The 17,752-nt window shown below is 57.0% G+C and carries 17 protein-coding genes; 1 reads left to right on the plus strand and 16 read right to left on the minus strand.

Annotated elements, in window-relative coordinates:
- The first annotated feature begins 171 nt into the window (after positions 1-171).
- Entirely contained in the window at positions 172-1,461 is a 1,290-nt protein-coding gene (locus AAEY27_RS19785) for an MFS transporter (protein ID WP_342322492.1), read from the plus strand.
- Positions 1,462-1,552: 91 nt separating this feature from the next.
- Here the strand turns inward: AAEY27_RS19785 and rlmB are convergent, their stop codons facing one another.
- From rlmB to nsrR, 16 genes are all read right to left on the minus strand, one after another.
- Positions 1,553-2,284, minus strand: coding sequence for a 23S rRNA (guanosine(2251)-2'-O)-methyltransferase RlmB (gene rlmB, locus AAEY27_RS19790; protein ID WP_342322493.1), 732 nt, complete (start codon positions 2,282-2,284; stop codon positions 1,553-1,555).
- Between the two features lie 96 nt (positions 2,285-2,380).
- Positions 2,381-3,181 (minus strand): ABC transporter ATP-binding protein, encoded by an 801-nt coding sequence (locus AAEY27_RS19795; protein WP_342322494.1) that lies wholly within the window; start codon positions 3,179-3,181, stop codon positions 2,381-2,383.
- The gene (locus AAEY27_RS19800) at positions 3,178-4,170 is read right to left on the minus strand and encodes an ABC transporter ATP-binding protein (RefSeq protein WP_342322495.1); all 993 of its coding nucleotides are present in this window, start codon (positions 4,168-4,170) and stop codon (positions 3,178-3,180) included. Before AAEY27_RS19800 ends, AAEY27_RS19795 begins: the two co-directional genes overlap by 4 nt.
- On the minus strand, positions 4,163-5,023 hold the full coding sequence (locus AAEY27_RS19805; protein ID WP_342322496.1) for an ABC transporter permease: 861 nt from the start codon (positions 5,021-5,023) through the stop codon (positions 4,163-4,165). Before AAEY27_RS19805 ends, AAEY27_RS19800 begins: the two co-directional genes overlap by 8 nt.
- Positions 5,020-5,976: an ABC transporter permease gene (locus AAEY27_RS19810; RefSeq protein WP_342322497.1), complete on the minus strand. Its 957-nt coding sequence runs from the start codon at positions 5,974-5,976 to the stop codon at positions 5,020-5,022. Before AAEY27_RS19810 ends, AAEY27_RS19805 begins: the two co-directional genes overlap by 4 nt.
- Before the next feature lie 12 nt (positions 5,977-5,988).
- Positions 5,989-7,551: an ABC transporter substrate-binding protein gene (locus tag AAEY27_RS19815; RefSeq protein WP_342322498.1), complete on the minus strand. Its 1,563-nt coding sequence runs from the start codon at positions 7,549-7,551 to the stop codon at positions 5,989-5,991.
- Positions 7,552-7,570: 19 nt separating this feature from the next.
- Positions 7,571-8,785: a M20 family metallopeptidase gene (locus AAEY27_RS19820; protein WP_342322499.1), complete on the minus strand. Its 1,215-nt coding sequence runs from the start codon at positions 8,783-8,785 to the stop codon at positions 7,571-7,573.
- Positions 8,786-8,839: 54 nt separating this feature from the next.
- A complete protein-coding gene (locus AAEY27_RS19825; RefSeq protein ID WP_342322500.1) occupies positions 8,840-9,619 on the minus strand; it encodes an ABC transporter ATP-binding protein in 780 nt (259 codons plus the stop codon).
- On the minus strand, positions 9,619-10,389 hold the full coding sequence (locus AAEY27_RS19830; protein WP_342322501.1) for an ABC transporter permease: 771 nt from the start codon (positions 10,387-10,389) through the stop codon (positions 9,619-9,621). The genes AAEY27_RS19825 and AAEY27_RS19830 overlap by 1 nt, the downstream gene beginning before the upstream one ends.
- Positions 10,386-11,390 carry a glycine betaine ABC transporter substrate-binding protein gene (locus tag AAEY27_RS19835; RefSeq protein WP_342322502.1) on the minus strand — a complete coding sequence of 335 codons (1,005 nt, stop codon included), beginning with the start codon at positions 11,388-11,390 and terminating at the stop codon, positions 10,386-10,388. Before AAEY27_RS19835 ends, AAEY27_RS19830 begins: the two co-directional genes overlap by 4 nt.
- A gap of 55 nt (positions 11,391-11,445) precedes the next feature.
- A complete protein-coding gene (locus AAEY27_RS19840; protein ID WP_342322503.1) occupies positions 11,446-12,198 on the minus strand; it encodes an aspartate/glutamate racemase family protein in 753 nt (250 codons plus the stop codon).
- Positions 12,191-13,207, minus strand: coding sequence for a D-cysteine desulfhydrase (locus AAEY27_RS19845; RefSeq protein WP_342322504.1), 1,017 nt, complete (start codon positions 13,205-13,207; stop codon positions 12,191-12,193). Before AAEY27_RS19845 ends, AAEY27_RS19840 begins: the two co-directional genes overlap by 8 nt.
- A 206-nt stretch (positions 13,208-13,413) precedes the next feature.
- A complete protein-coding gene (locus tag AAEY27_RS19850) occupies positions 13,414-13,680 on the minus strand; it encodes a hypothetical protein (RefSeq protein WP_342322505.1) in 267 nt (88 codons plus the stop codon).
- The gene (locus AAEY27_RS19855; RefSeq protein ID WP_342322506.1) at positions 13,677-14,621 is read right to left on the minus strand and encodes a hypothetical protein; all 945 of its coding nucleotides are present in this window, start codon (positions 14,619-14,621) and stop codon (positions 13,677-13,679) included. The genes AAEY27_RS19850 and AAEY27_RS19855 overlap by 4 nt, the downstream gene beginning before the upstream one ends.
- 152 nt (positions 14,622-14,773) lie before the next feature.
- Entirely contained in the window at positions 14,774-17,209 is a 2,436-nt protein-coding gene (gene rnr, locus AAEY27_RS19860; RefSeq protein ID WP_342322507.1) for a ribonuclease R, read from the minus strand.
- Positions 17,210-17,247: 38 nt separating this feature from the next.
- Entirely contained in the window at positions 17,248-17,673 is a 426-nt protein-coding gene (nsrR, locus tag AAEY27_RS19865; RefSeq protein ID WP_342322508.1) for a nitric oxide-sensing transcriptional repressor NsrR, read from the minus strand.
- Between the last annotated feature and the right edge of the window lie 79 nt (positions 17,674-17,752).

Consider the following 17,752-nt stretch of genomic DNA (forward strand, 5'->3'; position numbering starts at 1 on the left):
CTTCAGTGGCAACCAGAGTAAGTATGGCTGACGCTGCATGGGAGAGGCGTCACACGGTGCGGATATACCCACGTTCATTCGTGAAACAGCTCACACAACATAAGAATAATATATTTCACACCTGCTACTGTTATTGAATAATTTATTCCCACCCTCGCAAAGAGACTCACTATGCAATCACCCCAACTTGCGCCAGATGCGCACAAGCGCGCTTTAATTGCAGGATCTATCGGCAACTTTATCGAGTGGTACGAATTTGCGGTTTACGGCTTTCTGGCCACCGTTATCGCGAAAAACTTTTTCCAACTTGCAGGCGACGCGGGGCTGACCAGCCTGATCCTCACCTATGCGTCGTTCGCCATCGCGTTCTTCTTCCGCCCGCTCGGCGCGATCGTTTTTGGCCGTATCGGCGATCGTCTCGGGCGCAAACCGACGCTGATTATTGTGCTGGTATTGATGACGCTCGCCACCGCCGCGATTGGCCTCGTGCCGGTATATGCGAGCATTGGCATCGCCGCGCCGCTGATAATCACCGGTTTGCGCATTTTGCAGGGCTTGTTCGCCGGGGGTGAATATGGCGGCGCGGTGTCGCTAATGACGGAATTCGCTCCGCGCGGTAAACGCGGTCTTTATGGGGCCTGGCAATCATTTACCGTCGCGCTGGGGTTATTAACCGGCGCGGGTATTGTGGCGTTGCTTTCCGCCGTGTTGACACCCGAAGCGCTGCATGACTGGGGCTGGCGCATTCCTTTCTTTCTGGCATTGCCGATGGGGGTCGTCGCGCTGTGGCTGCGGGTGAGCATGGAGGAGACGCCGAGTTTTGTGCAGCAGCAGGAAAAGCCGGTGGCCGAGCGGGCAAACCGTGCCGCCACGCTGAAAGCGATTGGCATGGGCATTGGCCGGGTGATGGTGTGGTCGGCGGCGGGTTATACCTACCTTGTGATCATGCCTGCGTATCTGCAATCCGCGCTGCATACCGGCTTTAACCAGGCGCTGTTGATCGCGGTGATTTCCAATATTGGTTTTGCGTTGACCATCATTCCCTCCGGCATGTTAAGCGATCGTATCGGGCGGCGAACGGTGATGGTGGTTGCCACCGCGCTGCTGTTAATCCTCGCCCTGCCGTTGCTGAAAATGTTACAGGCGGAGTCCAGCACGCTGGCGGTGAAAGCGGTTGTGGTGCTGATCGCCGGCGGTCTGGTCGGCATGTTGGCTGGCCCCGGCCCGGCGATGCTGGCAGAGATGTTCCCGACACACGTGCGTTACACCGGGCTTGGCGTGGCGTATTCGCTGTCGAATGCCCTCTTTTCGGGCTGCGCGGGGTTGATCATCACCGGGTTAATTAAAGAGACCGGCAATGTGGATATTCCGGCGTATTACGTGATGGCAACGGCGGTGGTCAGTATTGTGGCGTTGATGACACTCAGGAAAGACGACCATTTACGGTCATTAGAGGAGTGATATTGGCCGGATGACATAGGGCACTTCGTAGGCCGGGTAAGGCGAAGCCGCCACCCGGCGTTTTGCCCGATGGCGGCTTCACGAATCACCATTAACTGCGCTGACGTACCGCTTCGAACAGGCAAATACCGGTGGCAACAGAAACGTTCAAGGATGACACGCTGCCCGCCATCGGAATGCTGATCAGCTCATCGCAATGTTCACGCGTCAAACGGCGCATCCCTTCGCCTTCCGCACCCATCACCAGCGCCATTGGCCCGGTCATTTTGCTCTGAAACAGCGTGTGATCCGCTTCTCCCGCCGTACCGACGATCCAAATATTCTCTTCCTGCAACAAACGCAGGGTGCGCGCCAGGTTGGTCACGCGAATCAACGGAACATTTTCCGCCGCGCCGCAGGCCACTTTTTTGGCCGTCGCATTCAACTGCGCGGATTTATCTTTCGGCACGATCACCGCATGCACGCCCGCCGCATCGGCGCTGCGCAAACAGGCGCCCAGGTTATGCGGATCCGTCACGCCGTCAAGGATCAGGAAGAAAGGTTGGTCGAGGCTGGCGATCAGATCCGGCAGATCATTTTCCTGATACTGACGCCCCGGTTTCACGCGTGCAATGATCCCCTGGTGCACCGCGCCTTCGCTTTTCTCATCCAGATACTGGCGGTTCGCCACCTGGATAACCACGCCCTGCGCTTCCAGTGCGTGAATCAGCGGCAGCAGACGTTTGTCTTCGCGGCCTTTCAGAATAAAAACTTCCTGAAAACGCTCGGGAGCGCGCTCCAGCAGTGCCTGCACCGCATGGATGCCGTAAATCATTTCACTCATTGATGGTACTCATTTGGGGCGGTTTGCGCCGGGTTGTGTGGGGCGTGATAAAAATCACCGGCGCTCATTATAACCAACCCACGCCTCAGGTCGAACTTAACCATTCACCACCGCGCGCGGCTTCCCCAAGCTAACCGGTTGCGCAGGCAACATCGCGCTCAACAAATAACGCGTGTAGTCATGCTGCGGACGGGTAAATATCGCTTCGCTGCTGCCTTGTTCAACAATATTGCCGCGATACATCACGCCCACCCGGTCAGCAATGTGGCGCACCACATTCAAATCATGGGTGATAAACAGGTACGCCAGACCATATTCGCGCTGGAGCGACATCAACAAGTTGAGGATTTGCGACTGGATCGACACATCCAATGCCGACACCGGCTCGTCGCAGATAATCAGCTTCGGTTTGAGGATCAGCGCGCGGGCAATGCCAATACGCTGGCGCTGTCCGCCGGAAAATTCATGCGGATAACGCGCCGCATCTTCCGGGCGCAGGCCAACGTGCGTCAGCATTTCCGCCACCGCTTCTTTGCACTTGCCGATGCCGTGGATGATCAGCGGTTCTTGCAGGCTGTAACCGACCGTGCGTTTCGGGTCGAGGGATGAGAGCGGATCCTGAAAAATCATCTGCATATCTTTACGCACACTGCGCCACTGCGCCGCGCTTTGCGTGAGCAACGAGCGGCCTGCAAACAGCACGTCGCCGCCGGACGCGGGCGTTAAGCCGAGGATCAAGCGCCCGGTGGTGCTTTTACCACTGCCGGACTCCCCCACCAGCGCCCAGGTTTCGCCGGGTTGAATGGCAAAACTGACATCTTCGACCGCCTGCACAGTTTGCCCGTGGCGGTGAAAGGTTTTCGACAGATGGCGCACGGCCAACAGCGGAAGGGTCATGATGCCAGGACTCCGGTTTCATCGGCCCGCCAACAGCGAACCTGGTGAGAAGGTAAGCCAACAGGCCGCAGCCCCGGCGGCTGGGCGCGACAGCGCGGCTGCGCCAGCGGGCAACGATCGGCAAACGCGCAACCGATTGGCAGTGCATCCAGCGCAGGCACGCGGCCGGGGATCTCCGGCAACGCTGTTTTCGGCGCGCGATCCAGCGACGGGCGCGCCGCCATCAGCGCGCGCGTGTACGGGTGGCGCGGGTTGGCAAAGAGGGTATGGACATCGGTTTCCTCCACGATTTGCCCGGCATACAGCACCACCACGCGCTGGCACAACCGCGCGACGACGCTCAGATCGTGAGTGATAAACATCATGCCCATGCCGGTCTGCTGCTGAAGTTCTGCCAGCAGATCGAGGATTTGCGCCTGAATGGTCGCATCCAGCGCGGTGGTCGGTTCATCGGCAATCAGCAGCGACGGCGACACCGCAATCGCCATGGCGATCATTACGCGCTGGCGCATGCCGCCGGAAAGCTCATGCGGCCAGGCATTAGCGCTGCGCTCAGGTTCGCGAATGCCGACCTGCGTCAGTAATTGCACGATTTTTTCCCGCCGCTGCGCACGGTTCAGCGAGGTATGCAGGCGCAAGCTTTCGTCGATCTGCTCGCCGACGCTCATCACCGGGTTAAGGCTGGAGAGCGGATCCTGAAAAATCATCGCCATCCGGCGGCCGCTGAGTTGGCGGCGTGCGTTTCGCGACAAAGTGTGTAAGGCCGTTTCCCCAAGATGCACGTGCCCTTCCACGCGGCTACTGCGCACGGGCAGCAGCCCCATCACCGCCTGTGCGGTAACACTTTTTCCACAGCCGGATTCGCCGATAATGCCCAACGTTTCACCGGCGTTCACCTGGAAAGAAACATTGCGCACCGGCGCGACAACGCCGTGGTGCGTCGCAAAATGCACCCGCAATTCGTCGACGCGCAGCACCGTTTCAACCATGTTGATCCCCTTTTTTAAGCAGACGCAGCACCCGGCGCGGCAGCGGTTTGAGGGTCGGATCGGCGTTATCACGCAGATCGTCGCCGATGATATTTAGCGCAAGGATCAGCAACACAATCGCGATACCGGGAAAAAACGTCATCCACCAGGCGGTAAAGATCACCGCTTTGCCTTCCAGCAGCAGATTGCCGAGGCTCGGCATCGGCGCCGGTACGCCGGAGCCAAGAAAGCTGAGCGCCGCTTCGGTGAGGATCGCCACCGAAAAGACCCAACTGACCTGCACGATAAACGGCGACACCACATTCGGCAGCAGGTGCAGCCAGATAATGCGCGACGCCGACGCTCCCTGCGCGCGTAGCGCTTCGACAAAGTTTTTCGCTTTGATAACCATCGCCGCGCCGCGAATCACCCGCGCGATGGACGGCACGTACACCAGCGCCAGGGCTAAAACCACATTGGCAATCGTCGGCCCGAGCACGCCGACAATGGCGATCGCCAGCAGCAGCGACGGAAACGCAAACAGCCCATCGCAAACGCGCATTAAGACGCGATCGACCGGGCGATACCAGGCGCACAGCAGCCCAACGGCCAGCCCAATCGCGCCAGAAATCACCGCCACCGCCGCGCCAATGGAAAGCGACACCCGCACCGCCAGCGCGACGCGCACAAACAGATCGCGACCAAAATTGTCTGTGCCGAACCAGTGCGTTAACGAAGGCGGCTTCAGGCGGCTCAACGGATCGATGCTGTAAGGATCGAACGGGCTTAAGGCGCTGGCAAAAAACGACAGCACAACAATCGCCAGCAGCACGGCAGGCCAGATCAGCAGCGTCGGGTTTTTTGGCCTGATCATGGGTCAACCCCTTCTACGGATAAGCGCGGATCGGCGAGATAACTGAGCAGATCCACCGCCAGATTGATCAGCACGTAAGCGACGGTAATCAGCAACACCACGCCCTGGATCACCGTCACGTCGCGCCGCTCGATCGAGTCGACAATCAGCGATCCGACACCCGGAATGCCAAACACGCTTTCAATGACGATCGTGCCGGTGACCAGCGAAGCGAAGGATTCCCCGCAGATGGTCAAAATCGGGATCAGCGCATTTTTCAGCGTATGAATCAGCAGCACGCGCTGCTCCGGCACCCCTTTGGCGCGCGCGGTGTTGATAAAGCCTTCTTGCAGCACATCCAGCATCACGGCGCGGGTCATGCGGGCGATCAGCGCGGCGATGCGCAACCCAAGCGCAATGGCGGGCAGCGTCAAATACCAGAGGTTCAGCAGCAGGTCGGTGTTGGTCGAGCGGTAACCCACCACCGGAAACCAGCGCAACTGCACGGCGAACACGAAGATCAGAAACAGGCCGAGCAGAAAGCCCGGCACCGACATGCCGAAGGTTGCCAGCGCGCGGATCGCCCGATCCGCCAGCCGCCCGTGTTGCCAGGCACTTATCACGCCGCCCGCCAGCCCAAGCGCCAGTGCCAGCACTTGCGCGTAAAGTGCCAGCGCCACGGTCGGTGTCAGATGCTGTAAAAACAGCGCCATCACACTGTTATTCAGAAACAGCGAATGGCCGAGATCGCCGGACAGCACCGCGCCAAACCAGTGGAAAAATTGCATCAGAAGCGGCCTGTCCAGCCCCATTTGCTGGCGCAGGGCGGCGACATCCGCCGGGCTGGCGTCGTTGCCCAAAATCACCAGCACCGGGTCGCCCGGCGCCAGGTGCACCAGGCAGAACACCACCACCGACACGACAAACAGCACCGGTAGCAGCGCCAGCAAACGGTGAAACAGAAACCGCTTCATCGCCTTCTCCCGTCAGCCCTGGCTGATGCTGATATTCCACAGCACCGGGCCAATCAAGTCCTGATATCCCTGCACGTTGTTTTTCACCGCCACCGCATCCGGCGTGGTGTGGCCGAGCACAATCACCGGCAGGTATTGCCAGCTCAGCACATTGAGCTTATCCACCAGCCCTTTCGCCTCTTTCAGGGATGGCGCTTGTTTGATGGCATCCAGCACAGCGTCGATTTCCGGGCTGTTGGTCAAACCAGGGAATTTGGCGCGGGAATCCAGGAATGGGTATTGATGCAGCACCTGGCGCATGGAAAATTCCAGCGCGCAGAGGTCAAAGTTTTTCGGATCCTGGCGGCGTTGCAGCACCGTTGGCCAGTCGTAAACATCGAGGCGCGATTTGACGCCAATCTGCTTTAACACCTGCTGGGCGACAATCGCCAGGTTATACAGCTCGGCGTACTCTTTGGTGGCGATAATCACCACCTCTTCGCCGTGATAACCGGAGGCTTTCACCAACTGGCGCGCTTCGTCGAGCTTGTGTTGATTCCAGTACGGTTTCCCGGCTTCGCTGTACCAGTCCACCTGGTCAGGGAAACCGAGCGACGGATCTTCTTTAAAGAAACGCGGATCGCTGTAACCCGCCAGCAGCGCCTGGTGGACATCCAGCGCGAGGTTAAACGCCTGACGCAGTTTGACGTTGGCAAACGGCCCCTGCTGTTTATTGAACAGATAGGTGATCAGCGATCCGCCGCTCTGCGGCTGGAACAGCGAAAGATCCGGCGCGCTGCGCAGGGTGTCGATATTGTCTTTCGGCAACTGGAGCACCAGGTCATATTCGCCGGTCATCGCCCCGGCAAGCCGCGTGGACTCATCGGTGATGTAGCGAAACCAGATATCTTTCACGTCGGCTTTTTTCTGCCCGGCAAGCCCGCTCGACGGTTCGCTGCGCGAGACATACTGGTCGTAGCGCGTCAGGTGCAGGTAATCGCTGGTTTTGAACTCCGCCAGTTTGTACGGCCCGGTGCCAATCAGTTCGGTGACCGGTTTTTTGCTGCTGTTCGCCGCGTCGATAATGCGTTTGGGCATAATCGAGGCGATGTTTTTCACATCCGCCAGCACGTTCAGCGTGATCAGCGACGGTTTCGGCAGCGTCAACGTCACGGTGTGCGCATCCACCTTGCTGAACTGCGCGCCGGGCAAGTTGGCTTTGCCCTGCGTGGAAACCGCCAGCCAGCGGTTCATTGACGCCACCACATCATCGGCGGTCAGCAACTGCCCGTCGTGGAAATGAATGCCGTCGCGCAGCACAAAGGTGTAGGTTTTGCGGTCATCGCTCAGCGTGTAGCTTTCCACCAGTTCCGGCACTGGTTCAAACCTGGCGTTGATGGTGAACAGCGACTCAAAAATATTGCGATCGACATCGGTGGTCGCGCTGTTGGTGGTCAGATAAGGATCGAGCGTGCCGGGGCGGTTGCCGTAGGCAATGTTCAGCGTGGCGTCGCGATTGACGCCCTGCGCCAGTGTGTTTTCCCAGGGTAAAACCGCCGCCAGCAACAGGGCGGCGGCAGAAAAAATCGTTTTCATTGTGATGCTCCAGGCAGGATTAAGCCGCTTTCGTGGTCTGACGTCCGGTAAATTCATCTTTGGTTTGCTGCAACAGCGCCGCATCCGTCAGCAGACGCAACCCGGTACGCGCCAGCACGCGCGCGCCGGTGACCAGCGCCGCATAACCTTGCGGGGAGTTCGCCGCCTCGCGAAACGGCACGGTGTGACCAATCAACTCATCCGGGCCAATCTTGATGTACGGGTGCGCGGTCGGCACCGCGTGGCTGATGTCCCCGGCATCCGTCGATCCCAGCCCCTCTTTTTCGCGCAGCTCGACGGTTTCCCCGGCGGCGGTGAATTCCTCCAGCAGCACACCATTCAGCGTGTGATTAATGCGGAAATCGCGCGGGCCAACCTGGTGCTCAATTTTTACCGTCGTGCCAGTCGCCAGCGCCACGCCTTCGGCAATCGCCCGCAGGCGCGGTTCCAGCTCAATGACTTGCTCGCGGGTGTAGGCGCGAATGTAGTAATGCGCCGAAGCATATTCAGGGATCACGTTCGGCGCCTGGCCGCCGTTGGTGATAATGCCGTGTACGCGCACGCCGTCCGGCAATTGCTGACGCAGCACACTGATGCCGTTATAGAGCAGCACTAACGCATCCAGCGCGTTAACACCTTTGTGCGGCGAACTGCCCGCGTGAGAAGGCTTGCCGTAGAAGTGAAAATAGAGGTGGTTATTCGCCAGCGACGGCCCGGAAAGCCGGGTTTTGCCTGCCGGGTGCACCATCAGCGCGGCATCGACATCCTGTAAAAAACCGTGCTCGACAAAACGGGCTTTGACGTTGCCGTTCGGCCCGCCTTTGCCGCGCAAACCGCCCTCTTCCGCCGGGGTGCCCAGCACTACCACTTTGCCACCGGTTTCCGGCAGGGTTTCACTCAATGCCACCGCCGCCGCAATACTGGTGACGCCAATAATGTTATGCCCGCAAGCGTGGCCGATATCGATCAACGCATCGTATTCGGCGAGAAAAGCGATCGTCGGCCCCGGCTTGCCGCTCTCTTTCACTGCGTAGAACGCGGTTTCGTGCCCGGCGACATTGGAGGTCACCGTGAAACCGTGTTTTTCCAGTAGCGCGGTGAGCAAACCGTTGGCGTAATACTCGTTGTTGCCGGTTTCCGGGTGCGCGTGGATATCTTTCGCTATCGCAATATACTCCTCGCGGTGTTGGTCAATACTCTGTTCCAGACGGGCTTGTAATTCGCTAATGCTCATTGCTTCCACCTTTCGTTGTGACAGTTTGTGTTTCCCGACACCGGGAGGGATGCGCTAGCTCAAGTGCCGTTTCGCCTCTAGCCGAACGCGGTGCAGCACATGCTGTTTGATGTCGCTGTATTGCGGATGCCCGGCGATGGTTTCGATATCGCGATCGCGACCAAACGGCAGGGTAATCTCTTCAACGATTTTCCCCGGACGCGCCGACATCACGAGGATACGGTCGGCAAGAAACAGCGCTTCTTCCACATCGTGCGTGACGAACAGCAGCGTGGTGCGCGTTTCCAGCCAGGCTTCACGTAGCAGCTCCTGCATCATCAAGCGCGTTTGCGCATCCAGCGCGCCGAAGGGTTCATCCAGCAATAAAACATCCGGGCCGGGTAGCCAGGCGCGCGCCAGAGCGACGCGCTGTTTCATGCCGCCGGAAAGTTGCCACGGCGCATGGTGTTCAAACCCTTTCAGGCCAACGCGCGTCAGCCAGTCCAGCGCCTGCGCGTTCACTTCGTCTTTGAGGTGTTTGCCCAGCCGTGGGCCGAAGGTGACGTTATCCAGCACCGATAACCACGGAAACAGGTTCGGCTGCTGGAAGATCATCCCGCGAGACGGGCCAGGCTGCTGCACAGCTTTGCCGCCCGCCAGCACCTGGCCGCTGTCCGGTTTTGTGAAACCGGCGACCAGGTTGAGAATGGTGGATTTGCCACAGCCCGACGGGCCGAGCAGCACGACAAACTCCCCCGGCGACAGCGCCAGCGAAATGTTTTGCAGCACGGTTAACGGTTGCGGTTTCGCGGCAAATGTCAGAGATACTTTTTCCAGTGCGATATGCGCCGTCATCACTCTTTCCCCGCCCAGGGCACCAACGTGCGTTGCAGCCCCAGCAGTAATAAATCCAGTAAATAGCCAATGCCGCCGAGCAGCAAAATGCCGAGCATCACGATGTCGGTGCGCAGATACGAACTGGCGTTAATCACCATCCAGCCCAGCCCCGAACTGGCGGCGACCATTTCGGCGGCGATAAGCGACGTCCAGCCAATGCCAATCGACAACCGCACGGTGGTGAACAGTTCCGGCAAGGCATCCGGCAGCACGACGCGTAAAAAGATCTGCCCTTTGGAGGCACCCAGCGTTTGCGCCACGCGAATCCGCGCGCGACCAATGCGTTCCACCGCCGCGCTGGCGCCGACCACCACACTTAAAAAGGTGGCGATAAAAATCAGGAAGAATTTCGAGGCTTCACCAATGCCCAACCACACCACTGCCAGCGGGATCAGCGCGATTTTCGGCAGCGGACGCAGGAACTGCACGAACGGGTTGAGAACAGCGGAAAGACCGTCCGACAAGCCCATCAGCAACCCCAGCGGAATGCCGATGATAATGGCGACGGCAAAAGCGCTCAGCGCCCGCGCCAGGCTGACCGCAATGTGCTGCCACAGCGGCACTTGCCGGTAGCCGTCTGCCAACAACTCTTCAGCGGTCAGGCCGATATCGGTCAGCGACGGCAACAGCAGCGGATCGACCCATTGCCGGGTCGCCGCCACTTGCCAGAGCGCAAAGAAGATCGCCACCGACATCACGCTGATGGCGATATGTTGACGTAATTTCATTTCGCCGCTGCCGCTTCCCGAATGTAGCGGGAGTCGATGGCGCTATCCCAGTTCGCCGGAATGTCGCGCTTGCGGATTTCACCAATTCCGGCGAGGAAGTTAGAGGTTTTGCTCAGCGCTTTGCCGATGCCGCTCTCAGAGGTTTGGCTGCCGTTGCCCAACCAGGCGGCGGTGCCTTGCTCGCTCAAGGTCGGGTATTCCAGCCCGCCGAGGGTATTGGCCGCAGTGGTCACCGGCGCGCCGACTTCTTTGGCGACAATCGCGGCGGCGCGTTCAGGGTCTTTTTTGAACTCGTCCACTTTCTGCTGATGCACGCGCAGGAAGGCGGTAACTGCTTCCGGGTACTGTTCCGCAAAGGCTTTGCGCACCACGTAGTTGTTGTAAATCAGGTAACCGTCTTTTTGCAGGTCTTTGGTAGCGAACACCTGATGGCCGCCGGAGGATTCCAGCTCCTGCGCGAACGGCGCCCAAACATAACCGGCGTCGATATCACCGCGTTTCCATGCGGCGACCATTTCCGCCGGGCGCAGCGGCAGCAGCGTGATTTTGCTGCGATCGAGTTTGTTGACGCTGATCGCCGCTTCCAGTGCGTATTGCGCGGTGGAATTGGGTGGGTACGCCACGCGTTTTCCTTCGATATCCCGAATTGAGTTAATTCCCTCTTTGCCAATTAACCGTTCGTAGCTGGCAATCACCCCAGAAACACCAATAATTTCCACGGGTAATTTACGCACGATTCCGGCGGTCGCCGGGCTGGAGCCGAAATTAGCAATATCGATGGCGTTACTGGCGAAATAACTTAATGCATCGGCACCGGACGCAAATTGCACCCACTGCACTTTGCTGTTTAAGGCTTTATCCAGCGAGCCATCGGATTTTGCCAACATTAATACCTGAGAACCGCCGCTATAGGCGACACGAACTTCTTTCGGGGTTGCTGCGAAACTGGCATGAGCCCATAAGCTACCCGCTGCCAGTAATAAGCAGAGACTTTTTTTCATTTTATTTGACCTTTAATGTGTTAGCGCCAAAACACTATATCGACAGGCTGGCGTTTTATTTATTCAAATTATTGCTTTGAGTATGCGCGAAATAAGAATGGCGATATTCGAGCCATATTTGCGCGCAACGCTGCGCCAGCAATTGTGCCGGATCGTGAGTCATGGAAAGGAATGGCGCGGCAACCGCTTCCAGCGCAACGGGCACTTCGGTGCAGGCCAGCAGTAACTGTTCTGCGCCCCGTTCCAGCAGTGCGCGGGCTTGTCGAGTGAGTAATTCGCCGCCTTCGCGCAACGCGCCGCGTTTTACCGCATAGCAGCCCGGCACAAACCACTGCGCCAGTTCATCCGCTGTGGGCAGCACAACATCGATATGTTGCCCGGACAGACCGCGCTGGTACCAGCCCGCATCCAGCGTGCCCTGCGTGGCGATAAGCCCTACACGCTGTGGTTTGTGCGGCAAATTCAGCAGCGACTCGATTGTGGCCTCAACAATATGCAGCAACGGCGCGGCGCTGGCGGCGCTGAGTTCGTCATACCAGTGATGCGCGGTGTTACAGGGAATCACGATGTGACTTGCGCCCGCCTGATTGAGCTTTTCGATTCCGTGCAGCAGTTGCGGCAGCGGCGACGGCCCGCTTCCGGCCAGCGCTTTTTGCCGGTCAGCGATTTGCGGCACGTTCCACACCACCGACGGCAACTGTTGCTGGTCGTTATCAGCGGGCGTTGCCGCCAGTAATTTGTGCTGAAAATCGAGCGTGGCAAGCGGCCCCATGCCGCCCAGCACACCGAGTAAAAAGGGCTTAGCCACGGGCATGCGCCTCCAGCACCTGGCGGTAACCAAACAGCCCGGCAGAACCGCCCGTATGAATAAACACCACGTTTTCATCGCGGGTGAAGTGACCTTTGCGGATCAGATCGATAAGCCCGGCAGCGCCTTTGCCGGAGTAAACCGGATCGAGCAAAATGCCTTCATGACGCGCGAACAGCGTTAGCGCTTCCAGCATACTTTTCGTCGGCAGGCCGTAACCGTCGCCGACGTAATCGCTGTTCGCCACCACGGTATCGCGCGGCAGTTCACCCGCAACGCCAAGCAGCTCGCGGGTGCGCGACGCCAGGTTCCAGACGTTCTCTTCCTGCTTCGTCTTCGGCGCTCGCACGCTAATGCCCAGCACTGGCACATGGCTGTTGGTCGCCGTGAAACCGGCCACCAGCCCGGCCTGCGTGCCGGTGCTGCCAGTGGCGTGCACCACACAATCAATACGCAGACGCAATTGCGACGACTGGAACAGTAACTCTTCGGCACAGCCGACATAGCCCAACGCGCCAATGGCGTTGGAACCGCCGCCAGGAATGACATACGGCTTGCGATAGCCCTGCTCACGCAGTTGATCCGCGTACTCTTCCATCGCTTTTTGCATATCCGTCCCGCCTTCGAGATGCGCGACGATTTCGCCGCCCAGCAGTTCGTCCAGCAGTACATTGCCCGAACGCTGGTAATCTTCGCCAAAATCGGTGACGCGTTTTTCCAGCAGTACTTTGGTGGGTAAACCGAGTTTCGCCGCTCCGGCAATGGTCTGGCGCACATGGTTCGACTGTGTTGCGCCCTGGGTAATAATCACATCGGCGTTTAACGCCAGCGCATCCGCCAGTAAAAATTCCAGTTTGCGGGTTTTATTCCCACCGGTGGCAAGCCCAGTGGCGTCGTCGCGTTTAATCCATATTTTGGGGCCGCCAAGTAATGCGCTTAAATTTTCCAGCGGCTCTAACGGGGTGGGGAAATGACCTAATGACAGGCGGGGAAAACGGGCCAAATGCATAATCGCTCCTTGCAAAACAGAGATACCCACCGCGTTTCGCGCCGGGTGAATACAGTGAATTAACGATGGTGATTCACTATATCTTTCTGTATGGGAAGGCTAACGATAAATAATAAATATCGATGTGCGGGAAATGGATAAACACTTATGAGTTCCTGAGAACCGGGATTTATATTCAGACGAAGCTTGGCAGCAAGAATTTTCTTTTACACAGGCTGGATTTGCTCCGTGCGGTTTCCAACCGCGATACATTTTCCCTCAACCATACTGATGTAGTAATAAGACGGGTTAGGCATATGCTCCATCATCCAGGGCAATTTCTCACAGTATTTAACGTCTGAAGTGATAATTTGCCAAACAGGCTCACCATTTAACGTCATAGGATTGGCCTCATGATAACGTTCATCCCAGCCACGCCCGCTTTCTTGCGCGTAATACTTTGCTATCTCAATGGCCTTTTCTTGTGTGATCACTGCTGCACTCCGTACCAAACGCTATACATAATCCCACCTACTGTCACCGGCCCCAGTAGAATCCCTAAAGCTTCATGGCGAAGCAAAGAGAACGTTATCTCATAGGTATTTCCTAAGGGGAACTTGAATCCCTGAATAATGTATTGAGAACTCATTCCTCTGGCACGTAACAACCCGATGGTTTCAGCAAGTGCTTCTTCAAGATAGCGTAATAGATAGGATTTGTTATAACCCGCTTGTCTCATGAAGACCCTTAACTCTCGCAGAAGATAAAACTTAGGGGCAATAGCCATATGCACTTGTTCATGATAAAGCGTAGTGAGCATTTTCAGATAGGCTTCATCTTTTGACACAGTACCTGGATAGAAGTTACGCCCGACGACAACATCTCCCCATGGCTTCGTTGCACCTTGAATAACATCTTTGTACTTAGTGATGTTTATCGTTGGCGTATAACGCCAGCCACCATTTCGAGGCAAGTTCATTCGTGCAGCAATTTCGCTGCTGTACTTCGGCATCACCATTCCCCTGAAGGGTTTCTTGAATGTATCCGCAGGTTTCTTTTTAAACAGGAGAATAAGGACAGTATTCACACCAATCAATGTAATAGCATCGGCGAGATCATTAGCGGCAGCGTCAAGATCGGCTTCCATCCTGGCATTGTTTGTTTTGATTGCAAAATCATAAAGCTTCTTCCCTGCATCGACAGCAACGCCACCAACCGCTGCCCAGCCAATAATCAGCAAAATCACATCAGCAATTTCACCAATCCCGAAAAAATGAGATCCAGCCCATACCACCACAATACCGGCCATTGTTGCCAGTGCTTGTGGAGTGAGCATCGCAAGCAGTTGTTCTCCAACGTCGAAAGGAAGTAAAGCAGCAGATTTTGTGAGCACTGCTCGTAGTTTTGATTCCAAATCCATTTGCGTGATGTTCATTGCCATTCCTCAAGCTAATCCTCATACGGAACAAGTAAATCTCGCGCACAACTATGGCCTATGTATCACGCATGGTCGATTCGAAAAATAAAAACCGTGTTGTATTTTTCGGAATAAAAAAACCCCTTCACAAGTGAAGGGGTTGATCAGCATTACTCCGCGTTTTTCTTTTTCGCGGCGCGTTTTGCTTTGGTGGCGGCAGCGATTTTTTGCGTTTTATTAGACGGCTTTTTGGCTTTCTTCGGTCTGCCTTTGCCAGCCTCGCCGCGGAAGGCGCTGTCTGGCTCAAAATTCACCTTTTTGCCCGCCTGGCGGCGCGGTGGCTTTCTACTGGTGCCGTTTTTGCCCGCGGCGCCTTTTTTGCTGCGTTCACGCTCGGTTTTGCCTGGATTACGTGGCGCGCGCTCGCTGGAGATCAGTGAGAAGTCGATCTTGCGCTCGTCCATATTCACCGCTTCCACCTTCACCTGCACCCGATCGCCCAAGCGATAAGTTTGGCCGCCGGATTCGCCAATCAGACGCTGACCAATCTGGTCGAAACGGTAGTAGTCGTTATCCAGCGAGGAGACATGCACCAGGCCGTCGATAAACAGATCGTCGAGGCGCACAAAGAACCCAAAACCGGTGACGCTGGCGATAACGCCAGGGAAGGTGTTGCCCACCTGATCCTGCATAAAGTCGCACTTCAGCCAATCCGACACATCGCGGGTCGCTTCATCGGCGCGGCGTTCGGCCATCGAACAGTGCTGACCCAGTTGCAGCACCTCTTCCATGCTGTAATGCCAGCCGCCGGTTTCGGTGCTGTTGCCCTTCAGGCCCTGCTCTTTCGCCAGCAGATACTTGATGGCGCGGTGCAGTGACAAGTCCGGGTAACGGCGGATCGGCGAGGTAAAGTGCGCATAAGATTGCAGCGCCAGGCCGAAGTGACCGCGATTTTCCGGATCGTAAATCGCCTGTTTCATCGAACGCAGCAGCATGGTTTGCAGCATTTCGTGATCCGGCCGATCGGCGATGGATTCCAGCAGCGCGGCGTAATCGCGCGGCTCCGGTTTGTTACCGCCTGGCAGCTCCAGACCAAGCTCGGCGAGCACGGTACGGAATGCGGTGATCGCATCGTTGGTCGGCTTATCGTGAATACGGAACAGCGCCGGTTCTTCGGCTTTCTCGACAAAACGTGCCGCAGAGATGTTGGCGAGGATCATGCACTCTTCTATCAGCTTGTGCGCGTCGTTACGCTGCGTCTGCTCGATACGCTCAATGCGACGCTCGGCGTTGAAGATAAACTTCGCTTCTTCGCTTTCAAACGAGATACCACCGCGCTCGCTGCGGGCCTGATCGAGCGTTTTATACAGGTTATGCAGTTCTTCGATGTGCTTCACCAGCGGCGCATACTGCTCGCGCAGTTCCTGATCGCCTTGCAGCATATGCCACACTTTGGTGTAGGTCAGACGCGCGTGGGAGCTCATCACCGCTTCGTAAAACTTATAACCGGTCAAACGCCCTTTTGAGGAGATGGTCATTTCACAGACCATGCACAGGCGATCCACCTGCGGGTTCAGGGAGCATAAACCGTTGGAAAGCACTTCCGGCAGCATCGGCACAACTTGCGATGGGAAGTAGACCGATGTACCGCGATTGCGGGCTTCGTTATCCAGCGGCGTGCCGTGGCGAACGTAGTAACTCACATCGGCAATCGCTACCCATAAGCGCCAGCCGCCGCCGCGTTTCTTCTCGCAGAACACCGCGTCATCAAAGTCGCGGGCGTCTTCGCCATCAATGGTTACCAGCGGCAGGTCGCGCAAATCGACGCGTCCGGCTTTCGCCTCTTCCGGCACCTGCTCTTTCAGCCCGGCAATCTGTTTCTCGACTTCCGGCGGCCACTGGTAGGGAATTTCGTGGGTGCGCAGCGCCATGTCCACGGCCAGGCCGGTGCCCATGTTATCGCCGAGCACTTCGACGATTTTACCCAGCGCTTTGGTGCGGCGAGTTGGGCGCTGTGTCAGTTCCACCACCACCACAAAGCCCATGCGCGCGCCCATAATTTCTTCGGGCGGGATGAGGATATCAAAGCTCAGACGGCTGTCGTCCGGCACCACGAAACCGACGCCAGCATCGGTAAAGTAACGGCCCACGATCTGACCGGTTTTCGGCACCAAGATACGCACGATGCGCGCTTCGCGACGGCCTTTACGGTCGGCGCCCAGCGGTTGAGCCAGCACCTGATCGCCGTGGATGCAGGTTTTCATCTGTTCGCTGGAGAGATAGAGATCGTCCTTGCGGCCTTCGACACGCAGGAAACCATACCCATCGCGATGACCGATGACCACGCCTTTCAGCAGGTCCAGACGTTCCGGTAAGGCGTAGCACTGGCGGCGGGTAAAGACGAGTTGTCCGTCGCGCTCCATGGCGCGCAGACGGCGGCGCAGTGCTTCGTTTTGTTCTTCGCCTTCGATATTTAGCTCAATGGCCAGTTCGTCCCGGCTGGCGGGTCTTTCGCGTTTAGAGAGGTGGTCGAGGATAAATTCGCGGCTGGGAATGGGGTTGGTATATTTTTCAGATTCGCGTTCGAGGAAAGGATCTTGTGACATTGCGGTTCCTCCGTTGTCAGCTCTGGTAGAATTCTTCGTCATTCCACCAGCAATAATTTGTAAAGCGGTTGATTCTCTTCAACCAAATCGGCAAGCGTGAAGTTATCCAGTTCCTTAAGAAAACTTTGCACGGCTTTAGAAAGCGCTAGTTTCAAGCGGCAAGCACTGGTGATGTGGCAAAATTCGCTGCTGCAATTGACCAGCGACAGCGGCTCAAGAGAGCGAACAACATCACCAATACGAATATCCTGCGCGGGTTTACCCAAGCGGATCCCCCCGTTTTTCCCACGCACAGCCGCGACATAGCCTTCACGGCTTAGCTGATTGATTATCTTAACCATATGATTACGGGACACGCCATACGTTTCTGTTACTTCAGTAATGTTGGTCATTTGTCCTTCCGGCAACGACGCCATGTAGATCAGGGCGCGCAAACCGTAATCGGTAAAGCTCGTTAACTGCACATCAACCTCAATAAAAGGGAAAAATGAAGATACCCGCAGGTATTGACTCTATTGATGATAAACCAGCCACCAGCTCGGT

This window comes from Kosakonia sp. BYX6, from assembly GCF_038449125.1.
Taxonomy (GTDB): Bacteria; Pseudomonadota; Gammaproteobacteria; order Enterobacterales; family Enterobacteriaceae; genus Kosakonia; species Kosakonia calanthes.